This is a genomic window from Bradyrhizobium genomosp. III, from assembly GCF_000261705.1.
GTDB classification, from domain to species: domain Bacteria; phylum Pseudomonadota; class Alphaproteobacteria; order Rhizobiales; family Xanthobacteraceae; genus Bradyrhizobium; species Bradyrhizobium ottawaense.
Window position 1 is genome coordinate 24,348 of the sequence record NZ_AJQF01000021.1, and the last position, 20,469, is coordinate 44,816.

The 20,469-nt window shown below is 65.2% G+C and carries 20 protein-coding genes and 1 pseudogene; 6 read left to right on the plus strand and 15 right to left on the minus strand.

From position 1 onward, the window contains the following. The first annotated feature begins 93 nt into the window (after positions 1-93). From IC66_RS0101935 to IC66_RS0101950, 4 genes are read left to right on the plus strand one after another with little or no spacing between them, the layout of a single operon-like run. Positions 94-747 carry a tetratricopeptide repeat protein gene (locus IC66_RS0101935; protein ID WP_028145057.1) on the plus strand — a complete coding sequence of 218 codons (654 nt, stop codon included), beginning with the start codon at positions 94-96 and terminating at the stop codon, positions 745-747. A 48-nt stretch (positions 748-795) separates the two neighbouring features. Further along, positions 796-1,344, plus strand: a complete 549-nt coding sequence (locus tag IC66_RS0101940; protein ID WP_028145056.1) for a hypothetical protein — start codon at positions 796-798, stop codon at positions 1,342-1,344. Positions 1,345-1,394: 50 nt separating this feature from the next. Beyond that, entirely contained in the window at positions 1,395-2,777 is a 1,383-nt protein-coding gene (gene der, locus IC66_RS0101945) for a ribosome biogenesis GTPase Der (protein WP_018317605.1), read from the plus strand. Next, positions 2,774-4,030 carry a TCR/Tet family MFS transporter gene (locus tag IC66_RS0101950; protein WP_028145054.1) on the plus strand — a complete coding sequence of 419 codons (1,257 nt, stop codon included), beginning with the start codon at positions 2,774-2,776 and terminating at the stop codon, positions 4,028-4,030. The genes der and IC66_RS0101950 overlap by 4 nt, the downstream gene beginning before the upstream one ends. 188 nt (positions 4,031-4,218) lie before the next feature. On the opposite strand, the gene IC66_RS0101955 is transcribed toward IC66_RS0101950, so the two are convergent. From IC66_RS0101955 to IC66_RS0102025, 15 genes and pseudogenes are all read right to left on the minus strand, one after another. Then, on the minus strand, positions 4,219-5,445 hold the full coding sequence (locus IC66_RS0101955; protein ID WP_028145053.1) for an ABC transporter substrate-binding protein: 1,227 nt from the start codon (positions 5,443-5,445) through the stop codon (positions 4,219-4,221). A gap of 168 nt (positions 5,446-5,613) precedes the next feature. Continuing rightward, positions 5,614-6,756 carry a hypothetical protein gene (locus tag IC66_RS0101960; RefSeq protein WP_038946487.1) on the minus strand — a complete coding sequence of 381 codons (1,143 nt, stop codon included), beginning with the start codon at positions 6,754-6,756 and terminating at the stop codon, positions 5,614-5,616. A gap of 91 nt (positions 6,757-6,847) precedes the next feature. Continuing rightward, positions 6,848-7,588 (minus strand): SDR family NAD(P)-dependent oxidoreductase, encoded by a 741-nt coding sequence (locus IC66_RS0101965; RefSeq protein WP_038946488.1) that lies wholly within the window; start codon positions 7,586-7,588, stop codon positions 6,848-6,850. A gap of 163 nt (positions 7,589-7,751) precedes the next feature. Further along, a complete protein-coding gene (purF, locus tag IC66_RS0101970; RefSeq protein WP_028145050.1) occupies positions 7,752-9,275 on the minus strand; it encodes an amidophosphoribosyltransferase in 1,524 nt (507 codons plus the stop codon). Positions 9,276-9,302: 27 nt separating this feature from the next. Then, a complete protein-coding gene (locus IC66_RS0101975) occupies positions 9,303-9,932 on the minus strand; it encodes a CvpA family protein (protein ID WP_028145049.1) in 630 nt (209 codons plus the stop codon). Between the two features lie 167 nt (positions 9,933-10,099). Continuing rightward, positions 10,100-11,548, minus strand: a complete 1,449-nt coding sequence (radA, locus tag IC66_RS0101980; RefSeq protein WP_038946489.1) for a DNA repair protein RadA — start codon at positions 11,546-11,548, stop codon at positions 10,100-10,102. 16 nt (positions 11,549-11,564) lie between these two features. After that, positions 11,565-12,293, minus strand: a complete 729-nt coding sequence (locus IC66_RS0101985) for a sulfite exporter TauE/SafE family protein (protein ID WP_028145047.1) — start codon at positions 12,291-12,293, stop codon at positions 11,565-11,567. Positions 12,294-12,350: 57 nt separating this feature from the next. Beyond that, positions 12,351-13,268 carry a ribokinase gene (locus IC66_RS0101990; protein WP_028145046.1) on the minus strand — a complete coding sequence of 306 codons (918 nt, stop codon included), beginning with the start codon at positions 13,266-13,268 and terminating at the stop codon, positions 12,351-12,353. A 13-nt stretch (positions 13,269-13,281) separates the two neighbouring features. Next, entirely contained in the window at positions 13,282-13,728 is a 447-nt protein-coding gene (gene rpiB, locus IC66_RS0101995; RefSeq protein WP_018317596.1) for a ribose 5-phosphate isomerase B, read from the minus strand. A 68-nt stretch (positions 13,729-13,796) separates the two neighbouring features. Next, positions 13,797-14,591, minus strand: coding sequence for a transporter substrate-binding domain-containing protein (locus IC66_RS0102000; RefSeq protein WP_028145045.1), 795 nt, complete (start codon positions 14,589-14,591; stop codon positions 13,797-13,799). 20 nt (positions 14,592-14,611) lie between these two features. Next, positions 14,612-15,367, minus strand: a complete 756-nt coding sequence (locus IC66_RS0102005) for an amino acid ABC transporter ATP-binding protein (RefSeq protein WP_028145044.1) — start codon at positions 15,365-15,367, stop codon at positions 14,612-14,614. A 1-nt stretch (position 15,368) separates the two neighbouring features. Continuing rightward, positions 15,369-16,037, minus strand: coding sequence for an amino acid ABC transporter permease (locus IC66_RS0102010; RefSeq protein WP_026201880.1), 669 nt, complete (start codon positions 16,035-16,037; stop codon positions 15,369-15,371). A gap of 7 nt (positions 16,038-16,044) precedes the next feature. Continuing rightward, entirely contained in the window at positions 16,045-16,728 is a 684-nt protein-coding gene (locus IC66_RS0102015) for an amino acid ABC transporter permease (RefSeq protein WP_028145043.1), read from the minus strand. 10 nt (positions 16,729-16,738) lie between these two features. Then, a pseudogene (locus IC66_RS0102020) lies at positions 16,739-17,644 on the minus strand (NAD(P)-dependent oxidoreductase); the annotation flags it as partial. A gap of 48 nt (positions 17,645-17,692) precedes the next feature. Then, a complete protein-coding gene (locus IC66_RS0102025) occupies positions 17,693-18,433 on the minus strand; it encodes a FadR/GntR family transcriptional regulator (RefSeq protein ID WP_018317590.1) in 741 nt (246 codons plus the stop codon). A gap of 655 nt (positions 18,434-19,088) precedes the next feature. Here IC66_RS0102025 and IC66_RS0102030 point away from each other — a divergent pair. Together IC66_RS0102030 and IC66_RS0102035 are read left to right on the plus strand one after the other, a co-directional pair. Next, on the plus strand, positions 19,089-19,865 hold the full coding sequence (locus IC66_RS0102030) for a potassium channel family protein (protein ID WP_038946491.1): 777 nt from the start codon (positions 19,089-19,091) through the stop codon (positions 19,863-19,865). A 198-nt stretch (positions 19,866-20,063) separates the two neighbouring features. Continuing rightward, positions 20,064-20,432, plus strand: coding sequence for a GFA family protein (locus IC66_RS0102035; protein WP_038946492.1), 369 nt, complete (start codon positions 20,064-20,066; stop codon positions 20,430-20,432). Positions 20,433-20,469: the final 37 nt, after the last annotated feature.

Here is a 20,469-nt window from a genome sequence, read left to right on the forward strand (position 1 = left end):
TATCGTTAGGGTACCTCGCCGCCACGTGGGGGACGGGATTCCTGACGCGAACGCTTCCGCGCGCGTACCCGGATGGGCATGGGATTAGCATAAGTGTCTGAATTATTTAACGAAGTCGACGAGGAAGTACGTCGCGAACAGCTCAAGAAGCTGTGGGATAGATATTCGATCTACTTCATCGCCCTGATGGTGCTGGTTGTGGCCGGCGTCGGCGGCTGGCGCGGGTATCAGTATCTGGAGGCCAGGAAGGCCGCCGAGGCCGGCGCCGCCTTCGAGAGGGCCGCCGAGCTGTCCGACCAGGACAAGCATGCCGAGGCCGAGGCCGCCTTCACCGAACTCGCCGCCAAGGCGCCGTCGGGCTATCGCACCCTGGCGCGGCTGCGTGCCGCGGCCGAGGCGGCGCCCCGCGACGCCAAGGCTGCCGCCAAGATGTATGACGACATCGCTGCCGACCGCAGCGTCGGCGGTGAGTGGCAGGATCTGGCCAAGGTCCGCGCCGCCGGCCTGCTGCTCGACAGCGCGTCCTATGCCGACATGCAGCAGCGGCTCGAGCCTTCCGCAGCGCCCAAATCGACCTTCCGCCACAGTGCCCGCGAGATGCTGGCGCTGTCGGCCTGGCGCAACAACGACATGACCGCGGCCCGCAAATGGCTCGACGCGATTAGCGAGGACGGCGAAACGCCGCCCGGCCTGCGCTCGCGCGCCGAGGCGCTCCAGGCCCTGCTTCCGCCCGTCGCCAAGAGCTGAGCAAAAAGAGCTGACGACGGGCCCTCTGACGTAAACGAGACACACAAGATGCGCCGTACGCCACGCTTGATCGCAGCCGCCGTCCTGATCGCCTTCACGGGTGTCCTGGGCGGCTGCTCCAGCTTCGATCCAAGCGACATGCTCGACTTCCTCGACACCAAGAAGAAGCTGCCGGGCGACCGCAAGCCGGTCTTCCCGGAGGGCGTGCCGGGCCTCGAGCAGGGCGTCCCGAAGGACATGTACAAGGGCGCGCAGCAGCAGCCCGATCCGAACGCACCTGCCGTCGCGGCTTTGCCCGCCGAGCCGCCGCCCGAGGCCAAGCCGGCGAAGGGAGCCCACGCAAAGAAGACAAGGCAGCCGGCCGCCGCAGCCGTCGCGCCCGCGGAGGCGCCCGCCGGCGAAGTTGACGGCGAGGCCCAGCCGGAGGCGGCGCCGGCCACGGCCGCTCCGCCGCCCAAGCACAAGATCGTCCGCAAGCGCACCACCGCACCGCCGCCAGATCAGCCGGTCCAGCAGGCGCAACCGACCCAGACCACGCAGCAGCAGACGCAGGGCGGCTTCCCGGCGCCGCTGCCGAGCGGCAGCTTCTCGCGCTAATAATTCCACCTGCATTGACAGGCGCAGCCCCGGCAGCGCACGAATGACCGATGTCCTTCACGATTGCCATTATCGGCCGGCCCAATGTCGGCAAATCGACGCTGTTCAACCGCCTGGTCGGACAGAAGCTCGCGCTCGTCGACGACCTGCCGGGCGTCACCCGCGACCGCCGCGAGGGCGAGGCGAGGCTCGGCGATCTCGAATTCACCATCATCGATACCGCCGGCCTCGACGAGGGCGCCAAGGGCTCGCTGACCGCGCGCATGCAGGAGCAGACCGAGACCGCGATCGCGCAGGCCGACGCGCTGTTCTTCGTCATCGATGCCCGCGTCGGCCTCACGCCCACCGACCGCGCCTTCGCCGATTTCGCCCGCAAGGCCAACAAGCCCGTGCTGCTGGTTGCCAACAAGAGCGAGGGCAAGCACGGCGATGCCGGCGCGATGGAATCCTTTGCACTCGGCCTCGGCGATCCCATCCAGATCTCGGCCGAGCATGGCGAAGGCATGGGCGAGCTCTACGATGAACTCGCCAAGCTGATGCCGGAGCCCGTCGACGACGACGAGACCGAGGACGACGAGCCGCTCACCGAGGAAGAGGCCGCGACGCGCCCGATCCGGGTCGCCATCGTCGGCCGGCCCAATGCCGGCAAGTCGACGCTGATCAACCATCTGCTCGGCGAGGAACGCCTGCTGACGAGCCCGGAGGCCGGCACCACGCGCGATTCCATCGCGGTCGAGATCAACTGGAAGGGCCGCGAGTTTCGCGTGTTCGATACCGCCGGTCTCCGCCGGCGCTCCCGCATCGAGGAGAAGCTGGAAAAGCTCTCGGTCGCCGACGCCCTGCGTGCGGTCCGTTTTGCCGAAGTCGTCGTGATGATGATGGATTCGCAGAACCGCTTCGAGGAGCAGGATTTGCGCATCGCCGATCTGATCGAACGCGAGGGCCGCGCGGTCGTGCTCGCCGTCAACAAATGGGACCTGATGGAGAGCAAGGGGGGCGGCGCGATCTCGGGCCTGCGCCGCGATGCCGACCATTGGCTGCCGCAGATCAAGGGCGTGCCGATCGTCGCGGTCTCGGGCCTGATGGGCGAGGGCATCGATCGGCTGATGCAGGCAATCCAGGACGCCTACGCGCTCTGGAACCGGCGCGTGTCGACTTCGGCGTTGAACCGCTGGTTCGAGCAGGCTGTCCAGGCCAATCCGCCGCCCGCCGTGTCCGGCCGACGGCTCAAGCTCAATTACATCACGCAGACCAAGGCGCGCCCGCCGAGCTTTGTACTGTTCTGCTCGCGCGCGGACGCGGTGCCGCAGTCCTATCTGCGCTACCTCATCAATTCCATGCGCGAGACTTTCGAACTGCCGGGCACGCCGGTGCGCATTACTCTCCGTGAAAAGGCCAATCCCTTTGCGCACAAGCGCAAGCGCCCGTCGTGAGTGACGGCGCCGGCGAGGCGACGGCGCAAGGCGCCGTGCCGGCGAGGCGCGGCGCGGTCGCCTTCATCTTCGTCACCATCCTCTTGGACATGCTCGCGCTCGGCGTGATCATGCCGATCCTGCCGAAGCTGATCGAGAGCTTCGTCGACAACGATACCGCCCACGCCGCCCGCATCTTCGGCCTGTTCGGCACCGCCTGGGCGCTGATGCAGTTCGTGTTCTCGCCGTTGCTCGGCGCGCTGTCGGACCGTTTCGGGCGGCGGCCGGTGGTGTTGCTGTCGAATTTCGGCCTTGCCGCCGACTACGTGCTGATGGCGCTGGCGCCGTCCCTGGTGTGGTTGTTCGTCGGCCGCGTCATCTCCGGCATCACCTCGGCCAGCATCTCGACGGCCTTTGCCTATATCGCCGACATCACGCCGCCGGAGCGGCGCGCGGCGGTCTTCGGCCGGATTGGCGCGGCGTTCGGCGCCGGATTCATTCTTGGGCCAGCGCTCGGCGGCCTGCTCGGCGATATCGATCCGCGCTTGCCGTTCTGGGCGTCGGCAGCCCTCAGCTTCGCCAATGCGCTCTATGGGCTATTCGTCCTGCCGGAATCGCTCGCGCCCGACAAGCGCGCGCCGTTCCGCTGGCGGAGCGCCAGTCCGGTCGGGGCGCTCCGCCTATTGCGCTCCAATGCAGTGCTCGCTGCGTTGTCCGTCGTCAATTTCATCGCGCAGGTCGCACATGTCGTGCTGCCCTCGACCTTCGTGCTCTATGCGACCTATCGCTACGGTTGGGATTCCAAGACCGTGGGATTGACGCTGGCGATGGTCGGCATCTGCGCCATGGTGGTGCAGGGGCTTGCGATCGGCCCGATCGTGCGCGTGCTCGGCGAGCGGAACGCGCTGTTGCTGGGCCTGTGTTGTGGCGCGCTCGGCTTCGTCGTCCTGGGCGCTGCGCCGACCGGGCCGCTGTCCTGGATCGGGATTCCCATTCTGGCGCTGTGGGGCATCTCGGGTGCCGCGTCGCAGGCATTGATGACGCGGCTGGTCGCGGCCGAGCAGCAGGGCCAGCTCCAGGGCGCGACCGCGAGCGTGCAGAGCGTCTCGCAGCTCGTCGGCCCGTTCCTGTTCACGCTGACCTTTTCCTATTTCATCAGCGCGGGCGCGCCGCTGCATCTGCCCGGCGCACCGTTCCTGCTCGCGGCAGCGCTGATGGTGGTCTGCGTGGCGATCGCGGTGCGGACGCTGGGGGCGGCGAAGGCAGGATCGTAGGGTGGGCAAAGGCGCGCCGCGCCGTGCCCACCATCTGTTCATGATAGCAAGAAGTCGTGGGCACGCTTCCGCCGCCGCTCTTCGAGCTATGGCGGACAAGTCGCTTTGCCCACCCTACGGCAGTGGAGAATGCCGCGCGAGATCCCGGGTTCGATGCTTCGCATCGCCCCGGGATGACCGCTATGCGGTCACTTCTTTACCAGCGGGCAGTCGCTGTCCTTGAGCGGCTTGGCCGCGTCTTCCGCCGAGATCGTGGCGATCTGCTTGTAATAGTCCCACGGCCCCTTCGACTCCTCGGGCTTCTTCACCTCGAACAGGTAAGCGGGGATGAGGCGGCGGCCGTCCTGGCGCAGCGGACCGTTGCCGAACAGCGGATCGTCGGTCGGCAGCTCCTTCATCTTGGCGACGACCTTGGCGCCGTCATGCGGATTGCCGCCGAGTGCGTCCATCGCCTTCAGATAGTGCAGCACCATCGCGTAGTTGCCGGCCTGCGTCATCGAGGGCATCGCGTTCTTGCTGGCGAGCGCAGAGAAGCGCTTGGACCATTCGCGGGTCTTGTCGTTCAGGTCCCAGTAGAACGATTCGGTGAAGGTCAGGCCCTGGGCGGTCTTGAGGCCCAGCGAATGCACGTCGTTGATGAACAGCAGCAGGGCCGCGAGCTTCTGGCCGGCGGAGACGATGCCGAATTCGGCCGCCTGCTTGATCGAGTTCGTGGTGTCGCCGCCGGCGTTGGCAAGGCCTACCACCTTGGACTTGGAGGATTGCGCCTGCAGCAGGAAGGATGAGAAGTCCGCGGTATTGATCGGATGCTTGACGCTGCCGAGCACCTTGCCGCCGTTCGCGGTCACGACCGCCGTGGTGTCGCGTTCGAGCGCGTGGCCGAAGGCATAATCCGCAGTCAGGAAGAACCAGCTGTCGCCGCCGGCCTTGGTCAGCGCCTTGCCGGTGCCGTTGGCCAGCATGTAGGTGTCATAGGTGTAGGAGATCGTGTTCGGCGTGCAGGCCTTGCCGGTGAGGTCGGCGGAGGCGGCGCCGGAATTCAGCAGCACCGCATTCTTTTCCTTGACAAGGTTGCTGACCGCCAGGGCGACACCGGAGTTCGGCGTGTCGGCGATCGCGTCGACCTTCTCGTTGTCGATCCACTGCCGGGCGATGTTGACGCCGACGTCGGGCTTGTTCTGGTGATCGCCGCTGATGACGTCGATCTTCCAGCCCTTCTTGAGCAGGCCGGAATCCTCGACCGCCATCTTGATCGCAACCACGGAGTTGGGGCCGCCGATGTCGGCATAGAGGCTCGACATGTCGTTGAGCACGCCGATCTTGACGGTCTTGTCCTGCGCGTAGGCGGATGTTGCAAAACCGAAGGCGGCACAGGCCAGAAGGGCCGCGGAGCGGCGCGCGAACGTCGTCGTCATAAAAGGTTTCCTCCCTTGTCAAATATGCGGACGGCTCTCTTGCGGAGCCTTGTTCCGGCTGATTGGCTCTAGCCTTTCCCAGGGCCGGCGGCAATGCGCCTAAAGCCGGATGACGCTGCGTCGTAGCGTCATCCTTCGGTTAACTTTTGGGCAAAATGCGTTGAGACGCTATTTGAGCGCGTCCGATGTCAGCTTGAATTTCTGGATGCGCTTTCCGGTATCGACCTCGGCGGTATAGACGTTACCCCTCGCGTCGATCGCCATGGCATGCACCCAGTGGAATTGACCGGCGTTGCGGCCGTTGTGCCCGAAGCTGCCGACCACGCTACCATCTTCGCGCTTGATGACCCTGATCTCGTTGTTCTCGCCATCGGCGCTGAGCAGATAGGTCTGCTTCGGATCGGGCCAGATCGCGACGTCCCACACCGCGCCGTTGCCGAGTGTGTTCTTCTCGAAGAAGAACTCCTTCACGAAGCTGCCGTCCTTCCTGAACACCTGGATGCGGTTGTTGATGCGGTCGCAGACATAGACGAGGCCGTCATTGGCAAGCTTCACGCAGTGGACCGGGTTGCCGAATTGCTGCGCGACCTGCGCCTTGGGATCGTAGGGCGCCTGCTTGGCGTCGTCGGGCTTGTTGCCGTAGGCCCCCCAGTGTCGCTTGTAGGCCAGCGTCGTCGCATCGAACACGATGACACGGCGGTTGCCGTAGCCGTCGGCGACGTAGATTTCGTTCGCCTCCTTGTCGAGTGCGGTCTCGGCGGGCTTGCCGAGCTGCGTCGTGTCGTTGCTGCCGAGGCTCGGGGCGAACTTGCCGATCTGGGCGACGAACTTGCCGTCGAGCGTGAACTTCAAAATGGCGTTGTCGTTGTCGGCATTGCCGCCGACCCAGACGAAGCCGCGCTCGTCGACCTCGATGCCGTGCTCGCGGCCGACCCATTCATAGCCCTGGCCGGGACCGCCCCAGGACCGCAGCAGATTGCCGTCGGCGTCGAACTCGAGCACGGGCGGCGCCGACACGCAGCATTTCGAGCGCGGCGGAGTGAGGCTTGCGCCTTTCTCGTCGTCGGTGAGCGAGCGCGGGCGATGGATCACCCAGATATGGCCCTGCCAGTCGACCGTGATGCCGCCGACCTGGCCGAGGATCCAGTTGTTGGGCAGCTGCTTCGGCCAGGAGGGATCGACCGCGAAGGTCGGGACGTCGCCGGCATTCGATGCAACCGGAGACGCGAGCGCGACGGCTGCGATCAGAATGGAGAGTGCGTGACGTGCGAGCGCAGACGCAAAGCCTGCGCGATCATGCCATGGCGCCATGGCAACCTCCCTTTTTTGGCGTGCGGCTTGCTGCCGCTTGCGCGCGGGCAGTCAATCGCGGGGAGGCAGGCGAGTCAATCAGGCAAGGAAATTACGCAGGCGAGCGGAAGCTCATCAGGCTGCGCGTCTTGTAGTCGTAGAACTTGCCGGTCTCGGTCCAGTCAGGCGCGCACATCGGCACGATGAATTCGGCGACCTGCTCGGGCGTGTCGAGCGTCGCGGGGTCTTCGCCCGGCATCAGCGTGGCGCGCATGCGGGTGCGGACCGGGCCGGGGTTGAACAGGTTGACGCGGAGCTTCGTGTTCGCGGTCTCCTGCGCCCAGGCGCGCGCCAGCGTCTCCAGCGCGGCCTTGGACGCTGCGTAGGGGCTGACATAGGCGGTCGCCTTGTTGGCGACGCCCGAGGTGATGAACACGGCGCGGCCCGCATCCGACTGCTTCAGCAGCGGCTCCATGCAGCGGATCAGCTGGAAGTTGGCGGAGACGTTCACGGCCATCACGTCGGTGAAGGTCTTCAGCTCGATATGGCCGATCGGCGAGGAGGGACCGAGCACGCCGGCATTGCCGACGAGGATGTCGAGCTTGCCATAGCGCTCGTGCAGGCCGGCGCCGAGCCGCGCGATGCCGTCGGAATCGGTGAGGTTGAGCGGCACCAGGGTGGCGCTGCCGCCGATCTTCCGGATCTCGTCATCGAGCTCCTCGAGCCCGCCTTGCGTGCGCGCCACCGCCACGATATGCGCGCCGGCTTTGGCGAGCGCGATCGCGGCGGCATGGCCGATGCCGCGCGAGGCGCCGGTGACGAGAGCAATGCGATCAGCGAGGAGTTTTGTCATGGCGGGGTTTTACAGGCGTGGATGGCCGGGACAAGCCCCCATCCGCATCTGTCATTTCCGGGATGGTGCGAAGCACCAGACCTCAGATGCGCAATCGCGCATCGGGGAATCTCGAGATCCCGGGCTCGATGCTTCGCATCGCCCCGGGATGACGACTACGCCGTCAGCTCGCTTCCGCCAGCAGCGACAATTGCCGCGGCTGCTGCTCGGTCTGGGTCTGGTCGGTGAGGTGGGTCGGATAGGCGCCGGTAAAACAATGATCCGAGAACTTCGGATTGGCCGGATCGCGGCCGGGCTCGCCCATGGCGCGGTACATGCCGTCGATCGACAGGAAGGCGAGCGAGTCGGCGCCGATGATCTCGCGCATCTCCTCCAGCGAATGCGTCGCGGCCAGGAGGCCGCCGCGGTCGGGCAGGTCGATGCCGTAATAATCGGGATAGAGGATCGGCGGCGAAGCGAGGCGGAAGTGCACTTCCTTGGCGCCGGCATCGCGCATCATGCGCACGATCTTCTTCGAGGTGGTGCCGCGCACCAGCGAGTCGTCGATCAGGATGATGCGCTTGCCTTCGATCGCGGCGCGGTTGGCCGAATGCTTCATGCGCACGCCGGATTCGCGGATCGCCTGCGTCGGCTGGATGAAGGTGCGGCCGACATAGTGGTTGCGGATGATGCCGAGCTCGAACGGCACGCCCGAATGCTGGCTGTAGCCGACCGCGGCGGGCACGCCGGAATCCGGCACCGGCACGACGACGTCGATCGGCACGTGGCTCTCGCGCGCGAGCTGCGCACCGAAGGCCTTGCGGACCTCGTAGACCGAGCGGCCGTGGACGATGGAATCCGGACGGGCGAAATAAATGTATTCGAAGATGCAGGGACGCGGCGCCATCGGCGGGAACGGCTTGTGGATGTCCTGGCCGTTCTCGTCGAACACGATGACTTCGCCCGGCTCGATGTCGCGGATGAAGCGCGCGCCGATGATGTCGAGCGCGCAGGTCTCCGAGGTCAGGATCGGGCAGCCGTCGAGCTCGCCGAGCACCAGCGGGCGGATGCCACGCGGATCGCGCGCGCCGACCAGCTTCTTGTTGGTCAGCGAGACCAGCGCATAGGCACCCTCGATCTCGCGCAGCGCGTCGATGTAGCGCTCGATGAAGCGGCTGCGCCTGGAGCGCGCGACCAGATGCAGGATCACCTCGGTGTCGGTGGTCGACTGCATCATGGCGCCGTGGCGCACCAGCTCGCGGCGCAGCGTCAGGCCGTTGGTGAGGTTGCCGTTATGGGCGACCGCCAGACCGCCGGCATTGAGCTCGGCGAACAGCGGCTGCACGTTGCGCAGGATGGTGGCGCCGGTGGTGGAGTAGCGGACATGGCCGACGGCCATATTGCCGGGGAGGCGGTCGATCACTTCGCGGCGGGAGAAGGTGTCGCCGACGAGGCCGAGGCGGCGTTCACTGTGGAAGCGGCTGCCGTCGTAGGAGACGATGCCGGCGGCTTCCTGGCCGCGGTGCTGAAGGGCGTGCAGACCAAGCGCGGTGATGGCGGCGGCGTCCGGGTGACCATAGATGCCGAAGACGCCGCATTCCTCGCGCAGCGTATCTCCTTCCAGGTCGTCCTGAACCTCTAGAGCGGCCGGGCTTGGGCCGGCGTTTGGATCGAGATCAAGTTGGGCGTCCTGGTCAGGGTGTCGCATCTCGTCCGCGCCTCTCTTTAAGGGCAATCAACGCGCCGCAGGTTTCTCGATCAGTTTCTTCAAACTGTCACGAGCAGGTTTACTGTATCCGTCGCCACTGCCCGAAGGCTGCTGCTCGGATTCAGCTTGATCATCATCTGGTTTGTTTTTCTTGAATCTCTTCAAGATGGTGTTCTCGGGGTCGTCAGGCAAGAGGGCCATTAGCCAATCCCCGGTTCCCTGGAGCACAACGCGGGATTTGGCCCCCGTCACCCAGTCCGGGCGCTGCTTGTCCGGAACCAGCCAGGTGAAGAACAGGAAGGCGACCACGACGATCAAAAGCCCGCGAGCCAGGCCAAACAGGAAGCCGAGGGTGCGGTCCAGCGCGCCGATCCTGGAATCCAGGATCATGTCGGAGATCCGGACCGTGATCACGGAGACCACGACCAGGGTGCCGACGAAAACGCCGGCGACGACGACCACGCTCGCGACGGTATCGTTGTTGAAATAGCTCTTGGCGGTCGGCAGCAGCTTTGAGAAGGAGTACAGCGTCACGATCGCCGCGGCGCCCCAGGCCGCGATCGACAGGATTTCGCGCATGAAGCCGCGGACCATCGCGAGCAGGCCCGAGATCAGCATCACACCGAGCAGGATCAGGTCGAGGAGTGTTACTGGCATCGGCTGGTCTGGTCCGCTCGTACGTCGAAGGTGCTCTAGCGAATCGGTGTTTGGCCGCTGCCCTAAAAGAGGGGCAGACGGCGTTCCCGGCAAGGCCGCAACCACGCAATCCCATGCTGCTTTTGTGACGGCTGTATAGCGGCGGGGGCCTCCGGCGTCACCTCCACCTAACCCTCTCCACGGCGGAATCTTGCCGGTGTGGCATTTTTCTCTGCCGGCGCGTTCGATTCGCCCCGGCGCGAGCCCTTGGCGGCAATCTCTGCGACCAATGTCGTCAGGCTGTTGACCGCGTTCAGGGACAGTCCGGCGTCACCGCCGGCATCCCCGCCTCGGGCCGATTCGGGCAGCACGGCGCGCTTGAAGCCCAGCTTAACCGCCTCCTTGAGCCGGGCCGGGGTCTGCGCCACCGGCCGGATCACGCCAGAGAGCGAAATCTCGCCGAAATAGACCGCGTCGGTGGGTAACTGCGCGTTAACCAGGGAGGACACCAGCGCGGCCGCGGCGGCCATGTCGGCCGCGGGCTCGTGGATGCGCAAGCCTCCCGCCACGTTCAGATAGACGTCGTGGCCCGACAGCTTGACCCCGCAATGGGCCTCCAGCACCGCCAGCACCATCGAGAGCCGACTCTGATCCCAGCCCACCACGGCCCGTCGCGGGGTGCCGAGCGAGGTCGGCGCCACCAGCGCCTGCAATTCGACCAGGACGGGCCGCGTGCCCTCGATGCCCGCGAACACTGCGGTGCCGGGCGTGCCGAGATCACGCTCGGACAGGAACAGCTCGGAGGGATTGGTGACCTCGCGCAGGCCAAGGCCCGTCATTTCGAACACGCCGATCTCGTCGGTCGGGCCGAAACGGTTCTTCACGGCGCGCAGGATGCGGAACTGCTGCGAGCCTTCGCCCTCGAACGACAGCACGGCGTCGACCATGTGCTCGACCACGCGGGGGCCGGCAATCTGGCCGTCCTTGGTGACATGGCCGACCAGGATGATGGCCGCACCGGTTTTCTTCGCAAAGCGGATCAGCGCCTGCGCCGAGGCGCGCACCTGGGTCACCGTACCCGGCGCGGATTCCACCGTGTCGGTCCACATCGTCTGGATCGAATCGATCACGATCAACCGCGGGACCGCGCCCTCGGACAGCGTCGAGACGATGTCCTCGACCGAGGTCTCGGCGGCGAGCTGCACCGGCGCATCGGACAGCCCGAGCCGTTCGGCGCGCAGGCGCACCTGCGCGACGGCTTCTTCGCCGGAGATGTAGACGATGCGGTGGCCGGCGCGTGCCATCATGCTGGTGGCCTGCGTCAGCAATGTCGACTTGCCGATGCCGGGATCGCCGCCGACCAGCAGCACCGAGCCGCGCACGAAGCCGCCGCCGGTGACGCGGTCGAGCTCGGTCATCCCTGAGGACAGGCGCGGCGCATCCTGGGTTTTCCCCGACAGGCTCTCCAGCGCAAACGTCCGTCCCTTACGCTTGGAGCGGATCGAGACGGGGATGCTGCCGCTGGTGTCCTCCTCGGCAAGCGTATTCCACTCGCCGCAGGATTCGCACTTGCCCTGCCAGCGGTTATAGGCCGCGCCGCAGTTCTGGCAGACGAAGGAAAGCGTGTTCTTGGCCATGGGGCGTCAATCGTGCTCAGGGAGATTGCGTCGCGTTCCATAGCATGGAGAGCCCGGCCGCGACCATGATCGCGTCCATCAGCAGGCGGAACACGTCCGGCTTCAGGTGCAGCACGAAGCGTTTTGCGATGAAGGCGCCCGACATCAGCGAGGCACCCGCGATCAGGCCCTTCATGAAGACATCGCCGGTCAGCGCGCCGAAACGCTCGAAGGTCACCGATTTCGCGAAGTAGAGGCCGAGCGAGGAGGCCGCCTCGGTGGCGAGGAAAGCGCCCTTGCTGAGTCCGTAGAACAGGAACAGCGGCACGCTGAGCGGGCCGGTCGAGACCACGATGCCGGTGAGATAGCCGATCACGGCGCCGCCGATCGCCAGATGCCAGAGATTGGCCTTGAGGTCGTGCCGCGCCAGCCAGTGCCGCACCGGCACCATCGCGATCAGGAATATGCCGATGGCGAGGTCCACCGCATGAGAAGGCAGCGCCAGCAGCGTCCGTGCGCCGAGCACGGCGGCCGGAATGCCCGTGACCGAATAGGCCGCGCAGGCCCGCCAGTCGACCTCTCGCCACCAGGCCAGGATCCGCGAAAAGTTCGCCATCACGGACGCGACCGCCATGATCGGCACCGCTTCCTTCGGCCCATAGGCATAGACCAGCACCGGCATCAGCATGATCGACGAGCCGGTGCCCACGATGCCTGAAATGGTGCCGGCGACGAGGCCGACGATGAGGACGAAGAGGAAGGCCAAAACGCTCTCCACGAATCGGGAGAGTTTAGCCGCGGGCAGCGATATGGGCGATTCGTGCTAGGCGAGGGAACCTATTGCGCTACGCATCGGCATGCCGGTCTGGGCGCCGGCTTTGAGGCATTTCAATGCGGCGGCTTCGCAGCTCACATCGAGCGCAATCTGCAGCGACACGCCTTCGCTCAGCATGGCCGCGAACGCGCCGACAAAGGTGTCGCCAGCGCCGGTCGTGTCCACCGGCGTGATCCGTGGAGCAGCCGCGCGGAAGCGGGAGCCGTCGGCCGTCACCGCCAGCGCGCCTTGCGCGCCGGCGGTCACGATGCAGGTCAGGTCGCCGGCCCTGGCGAGGTCCGCGGCAGCGGCCTCGTAACTGGACGTAGCGAGGTCGATGGCGCCGGCGGCGTCCAGCGCCTCGTGCTCGTTGACGAGGAGATGGTCGGTCACGGCAAGAAGCTTTGTCACCATCTCGCGGGTCATCCTCTCCGGGACGGGCGCGAGATTCCAGACGACGGTGCCGGCGGCCAATGTCGTCCTGCGCGCAGCCTCGAGCGCCTGCGCGAAGGGCACTTCCATCTGAAGCACCAGCACCGTGTCGGGACCAAACAGCCTGGCCGGGAGATCCCCGGCATTCGCGGCCATGTTGGCGCCGCTTGCGACCGTGATCGCATTCTCGCCGGCCTGGTCGACCGTGATAAAGGCGCAGCCGGTCGGCTCGTCGGCCCCGACGACGAGGCCGGTGTCGACTTCGTTGGCCCGGAGGTTCTCGATCGCGCTGTTGCCAAACCCGTCCCGGCCGACGCGGCCCGCCATCCGGACTTGTCCCGGTCCCGCGATCCGCGCGGCGGCAACGGCCTGGTTGGCGCCCTTGCCGCCGAAATGCGTCTGGTAGGACGGCGCGAGCACCGTCCGGCCGGGGCCTGGAATGATCGGGACCTTCGCGACGAGGTCGATGTTGAGCGACCCGAACACCAGGATCATGGTGGAGAGGCCCTCAGCCTTGCTCGTCCATGACGCGCAGTTTCTCGACCCGACGGCGGAAATCCTCGTCGGTCGAGAACTCCGCGGAGAGGTAGGACGAGACGAGATCCACGGCGAGCCAGGCGCCGACGATCTGCGCGCCGATGCACATGACGTTGACGTCGTCGTGCTCGACGCTCTGATGGGCGGAATGAACGTCGTGACAGACCGCGGCGCGGATGCCCTTCATCTTGTTGGCCGCGATCGAGGCGCCGACGCCGGTGCCGCACACCATGATGCCGCGTGCGGCTTCGCCCGACGTCACCTTCTGCGCCACGGCCCGCGCGATGTCGGGGAAGTCCACCGGCTTGTCGTCATGGGAGCCGACATCGACGATGTCGTGGCCGAGCTTGCGGATGTGGTCGATAACGGTCTGCTTGAGCGGCCAGCCGGCGTGGTCGGATCCGATGACGAGACGCATGTGGTGTCCTTCTTGATTTTTCATTGACCGTGACAACCGGAAAGCGGCTGTCACGGCTTCTCTTTCGTTCAGCTACGCATGTCGGGCGGCAGCTCGACCCCGTGGAATTTCTTGTAGATCGCGTTGAGCTTGCCGTTCTTGACGTTCTCGGTGATCCAGCCGTTGAGCTTGTCCATCAGGCGCTGCTCGCCTTTCTTCAGGCCGATGGCGAGGTCGAAGGTTGCGAGCGGAATCTTCGACTCGAAGATGCGGGCGGGATTCTTGACGCCGATCTGGTTGATGATCGTGGCCGACGTGCCGACGCAATCGACCTGACCGGAGACGGCCGCGGTGACTTCCGTGGCGTCGTCGTCATAGCGGGCGATCGTCAGCTCCTTGTCCTTCATGTTGGACAGGGTGGTATCCTGCGTGGTCCCGCGCGAGACGCCGATGGTCTTGCCTTTCAGGTCGGGCCAGTCCTTGACGTTCATCGACTTGAGGCAGCCGACGTCGGACTGCAGCGTCGCATAGCGCTTGGTGAAGTCGATGACCTTGGCGCGCTCGGGCGTCACCGACAGGGTCGAGATGATGATGTCGGCCTTGCCGGTCAAGACGTTCGGGATGCGGGTCGCGCCGGTGGTCTGGATGAATTCGAGCTCGAGGCCCCAGTCCTTGGCGAGCAACTGAGCCACCTCGACGTCGGAGCCGGTCGGCTTCATGCTGGAATCCATCATGCCCGAGGGCGGAATCGCAAGATCGGTTGAAATGCGAATCTTCTTGGCCTTCATCACGTCGTCGAGCAGGTCGGCCGATGCCGGCGTGGCGGATAAAATGACGAGGCCGAGCAGCGCGGCGGCGGTCCCCAGCAGTGTCTTGTTGGTCATCCCTAGTTCTCCTCTCCCTGTTATGATTTTAGATTTCCGGTGCCCACGAATTGCGTGAGCTCCGGCGTCGTCGGCGATGTCAGGATCGAGGCGGGGCCGGTCTCGTGAACCTTGCCGCGATGCATGAACACGATCCGGTCGGCGATGCCTTTGGCAAAGCCCATCTCGTGCGTGACCATCACCATGGTCATGCCGTCCGCCGCCAGCTGCTCGATCACCTTCAGTACTTCGGCGGTGAGTTCGGGGTCGAGCGCAGAGGTGACCTCGTCGAACAGCATCACCTTCGGCTGCATGGCGAGCGAGCGCGCGATCGCGGCGCGCTGCTGCTGGCCGCCCGACAATTGCTCGGGATAGGCGTGCAGCTTCTCTTCGAGCCCGACCTGCGCCAGCACCTTTCGCGCGAGGTCCTTGGCCTGCGAATTCGCCAGGCCCTTTACGGCGCAGGGCGCCAGCGTGATGTTCTGCTCGATCGTCAGGTGTGGAAACAGATTATAGCTCTGGAACACGATACCGACGTCCTGGCGCAGCGCGCGCAGATCGACGTCGGGACGGTCGACCCGATGCCCGCAAACGACGATCTCGCCGCCGTCGACCTTCTCGAAACGGTCGATGCAGCGCAGCGCCGTGCTCTTGCCGGAGCCTGAGCGGCCGATCAGCGCCAGCACTTCGCCGCGCTCGACTGCGAAGCTGACGCCATCGAGGACCCGGAGCGAGCCAAAGCTCTTTTGCACGTCGCGGAGCGACACGATTGAGTCGGAGGAGGGGTTCTGTTGCATGTCAGGCCGGCGCGAGGTTGGATCTGCCACGCCCCATCCGCCGTTCCAGCCTCTGGCTGAACAGCGACAGCGGATAGCACATGGCGAAATAGATGACGGCGATGATGGCGTAGATGGCGAAGGGCTCGAACAGCGAGTTGTTGACGATCTGCCCCGAGCGCATCAGCTCGACGAAGCCGACGACGGAGGCGAGCGAGGTGTTCTTGACGATCTGCACCATGAAGCCGACGGTGGGCGGCGTCGCGATGCGAATGGCCTGCGGCAGGATAACTTTCATCATGCGCTGGGTCCGGCTCAGCGCCAGGCCTTCGGCGGCCTCCCATTGCGGCTTCGGCACGGACTGGATGCAGCCGCGCCAGATCTCGCCGAGATAGGCGGCGACGTACAGCGTCAGCGAGGCGCCGGCAGCAGCGAGCGGCGAGACCTTGAGGCCGATCGCGGCGAGACCGAAATAGCCGAGGAACAGGATGACGAGTAGCGGCGTGCCCTGGATGAGCTGGACATAGACGGCGCTGGCAATCCGCACCGATTTCAGCGGCGATATCCGCGCGAGCGCGATCACGAAACCGACGATGCCGCCGCCGATCAGCGCGATCACCGACAAGCCAATGGTCCACAGCGCGCCCTGGCCGAGGAACATCAGATGATTGATGTTGAGATGTCCGCCCATGATCATCTCACAACGGCGTGCCGAGCCGGCGACGGCGCGGAAACAGCACGAGGCCGAGGCCCCAGAAGCCGGCGCGCATCACCAGCGACAGGATGACGTAGAGCACGGCGACGATGATGTAGGTCTCGAACGCGCGATACGTATCCGACTGGATGTAGTTGGCGACGGCGGTGAGCTCCTCGGCCGAGATCTGCGAGCAGACCGAAGAGGCCAGCATCAGCAGCACGAACTGGCTGGTCAACGCCGGATAGACCTTCTCGATCGCCGGCAGCAGGATGATGTGCCAGTAGATCTGGAGGCGCGACAGCGCCAGGCCCTCGGCCGCCTCGATCTGTCCCCGCGGGATCGCCTCGAAGCCGGCGCGCATGATCTCGGCGGTGTAGGCGCCGACGTTGATCGTCAGCGCGGCCACGGCCACCGTGAAAGCGGAGAATTTCAGCCCCAGACTGGCCAGGCCGAAATAGACCAGGAAGATCTGAACCAAGAGCGGCGTGTTGCGGATGGTCTCGACATAGGCCTTGCAGGCGCCTGATATCAGCGCGTTGTGCGTTCCGCGCCCGACCGCCGCGAGCGTGCCGAGGAGGGCGCCGAGCACCGTCGCGAAGGCGGCAAGCTCCAGCGTGAGGACGGCGCCGGCGAGAAAGCTCGGCCAACGCTCCAGCACTGCGGGGAAGTCGAGTTGAAGGCTCATCGCCACCCGTTCAGCCGGTTGTCTGGTTGGTCATGCGGTCGTAGACGCGGAACAGCGCCTGGTTGCCGTTGCTTCCTTCGCCGTGCGCGCGCGCATCGACATACTGGCTGGTCACGAGCGCGGTGCCGGGGAGCGGCACGCTGAGCGCCTGCGCGTGCTCCTGGACCAGGCGGAGGTCCTTGAGCTGGAGATCGATCCGGAAGCCGGCGGAGACGTCGCCTGCGATCATCTGGGGGCCGAGCTTGTCGAGCATCCAGGAGGCCGCGGAGCCACCGAGCAGAACCCGGCGCAGCAGATTGAGATCGAGGCCCGAAGCGCGCCCAAGCGCCAGCGCCTCGCAAATCGCCTGGATGTTGATGCCGCAGATCAGCTGGTTGCAGAGCTTGACGGTCTGGCCGGCGCCGGACGCGCCGACATGCGTGATGGTGGTGCCCATCGCACGGAAGAACGGCTCGGCCTGCGCAAAGGCGTCCGCATCGCCGCCGGCCATGATCGAGAGCGCGGCATTCTTGGCGCCAACCGGCCCGCCGGAGACCGGCGCGTCGATGAAGCCGACGCCGATCTTTTGCAGGTCGGCATGGATGCGGCGGACGGCGACTGGCGAAATCGTGCTCATGTCGACGACGAGCTTGCCTGATGGCGGCGACTTCAGCAGGCCGTGCTCGCCGTAAATGGTCGCCTCGACATGGGGCGTGTCGGGCAGCATGGTGATGACGATGTCGGCGCCTTGCGCGGCATCGGCTGGACTCTTGGCACGAGCAGCGCCTTCCCTGGCGCTGTCGGCCAGTGCCGCCTCGTCGAGATCGAACACGCGAACTGCGTGGCCGGCCATCAGCAAGTTGCGCACCATCTCTCGGCCCATCGTGCCGATGCCGATGAAGCCGACATTGCCCTTGTCGTTCCGTCCCATGTAATCAGTCCGTTTCTTGGTTGATTGGCTTCTTGGTTGACCGCGCTGCCGCGATCATCCCGAGGCGCTGGTCTTGTCGATGTCGCCGACGATGGCGCGCCGCCGGTACTCGTCGCCGATGGCGAAATGCTTGCGCAGCGTCGCGTCCGCCCGCTCCGGGTCGCGCGCAATCACGGCCTCGAAGATGCGGCGGTGATCGTCGATCAGATAGGTCTTCATCGACGGGAAGGCCTGCACCAGCTCACGGCGGCTGCGATGCGAATGGGTCAAGAGGCCGGCCAACGAACCATGCAGGACCGTCAGTGTCTCCGAATGCGAGGCGACGACGATGGCACGGTGGAAGTCGAAATCGGCCATGCCGCCGGCATCGGCCTCGTCGATCGTCTCGCCGATCTTCGCGAGCGCGCGCTGCAGGCGCTCGAAATCTGCAATGTTGGCACGCTCGCAGGCGAGGCGGATCGCCTGGCATTCGATCGCGACGCGCGCCTGCATGACGTCGTCGAGCATGTCCGCCTGCTGGGCGAGCGCGAAGGTGAAGAAGTCGTTCAGCACCGACACGTCCGGCCGGGTCACCACGGTGCCGATGCGATCGCGGATCTCGACGATGCCGAGCACGGTGAGGGCACGCAGTGCCTCGCGGACGATCGGCCGGCTGACGCCGAGGAGAGTTGCCAGCTCGCGTTCCGAGATGAGGCGGTCGCCGGGCTTGAGCGAGCCGGCGAGCAGGCGTTCGCGCAGGAAGGCGAACACCTTCTCGAACCCTTTTTCGCCTTCGGTGGCCCGCTTGAGCTCCATTCCCGTCCCGCTGGTCTGATCTTGGTCAGACCAGTATGCTGACCAAGGGGCTGAGGTCAAGAGGCTCGGCTCTCAAGCCGGCCTCGGTTCCGGCCTTAGTCCACCGGGAGCCGCTTTTGGCCGTCGATGTCGACATCGCCCAGTCCGTGATCGGGTCGTCGGGGCGGCATCGAGGCGGCGCTCGCGGCAAACTGGACGGCGAAGCTCGACTATCTCCACATCGACCTTGGCAGAACCTATTCGACGAAGACGTTCATTCTCGACAACGACGAGTTACCGATCCGACATCCGCAACAATGTCGATCGCGTCGGCTTCAACTCAGCGGACGATCCTCGCAGCGATACTGACACCCATTGCGGGTCGGAGTTTCGGAAACGCTTGAACGTCACGTTCTGCGCCTGTGCGGCACCAATGCAGGCGAGCGACATCGCAGCGATCAGAATAATTCGCACCGCGAATAATCTCGGAATAGATCAGGTGGGCTAAGAAATTATCGCGAAACTGGCGCAACCATGGCTTTCGTGTCGGACACCGTCCAGTCGCTCAGGGTTGGCAACCCTTCTCCTGTTCGGCCAAAGATGGCAGCGATCGGGTTCGATCTTGCGGCGCGCTCTCCGAGTTGCCATCATCCGTGCGAACCGCGATCATGATGCCGTGACTCTCAATTCTCTCAGAAGCAATGTCCGTCGCCTTTACGAGGGCGCAACGCCGAGCGGCGTGCGCTTCCGCTACGCGCTGCTTGCCTTCGATATCGTGACGGTGCTGTTCATCATTGCAACCTCGTTCCTGCCTCCCAGTGAGATCATCGAGACGCTCGATGTCCTGTTCGGCGTCACGTTACTCGCCGACTTCTCGGCGCGGCTTCTGGTCGATCGGCATCCGTTTCGAAAATTCAGTCAACTCGCGACTTGGGCTGACATGGTTGCGATCGTATCGTTCCTGGCACCGCTTGCCGGCGAGGCGGGCGGCTTTTTCCGGATCTTGCGAACGTTGGGCCTGCTTCGCGACTACCAGATGCTGGTGAGGTTGCGCATGGATTCTCCCTTCTTCCGTCGCAACGAAGACGTCATCTTCGCCGTCACGAACCTGGCCGTCTTCATCTTCGTCATGACCGGGATCGTTTACGAGACCCAGAAGTTTCGCAACGATGAGATCCGGAACTATGCCGATGCCCTGTATTTCACCGTCACGGCGCTGACAACGACCGGCTTTGGCGACATTACCCTGCCGGGCACGCTCGGTCGCTTGATCACCGTCGTGATCATGATTTTCGGCGTGACGCTGTTCTTCAATCTCGCACGCGCGCTCCTCAGTCCCCACAAGGTGCGATTTCCGTGCCCGACTTGCGGGCTCCAGAGGCACGATGCCGACGCCGTGCATTGCAAGGCCTGTGGCACCGTTCTCAATATTCCCGACGAAGGGGCCATCTGAATCCCCGAGGCATCGTGCCGGTGTTTTGCCCGACGGCAGGCAGGTCGAATTGCGGAAATCAGTAACTCATTGATCCGACAGCGGTCGGCTGCTGTGCATGGGGTTGTTTTTCATATTTTGGTTGAGGCGTCCTGCTGCTGACAGCATGTTGGCAGCAGGGGCTGGCTATGCCCCAGTTCTGACACAACGGGAGGGGTCATGCCGATCGAGGCAAGTTGTCATTGCGGTGAGACGGTGTTCGAGGTGACGGAGGTGCCTTCGAGCGTGACGCGCTGCACCTGCTCGCTCTGCGCCAAGCGCGGCGCGCTGTGGGCCTATTACACGCCGGCGCAGTTTCGTCTGCTGTCACCGCCGGACAATGTCGCGACCTATCTCTGGGGTAGCCGCACCGTCAAACATCATTTCTGTGCAAGCTGCGGCTGCGGCACCTATTCGGAGTCGCCGGACTGGTCGACCGGCAAGCCCGATTTCGATAATCCCAAGGTCGCGGTGAATGCGCGCCTGTTCGACGATTTCGATCTGGAGGCGGTGCCGGTCAACATGATTGACGGCAAGAACTTGTGGTGAGCATGCATGCGCGCAGATGTCCGCTGCACGTTCGCGC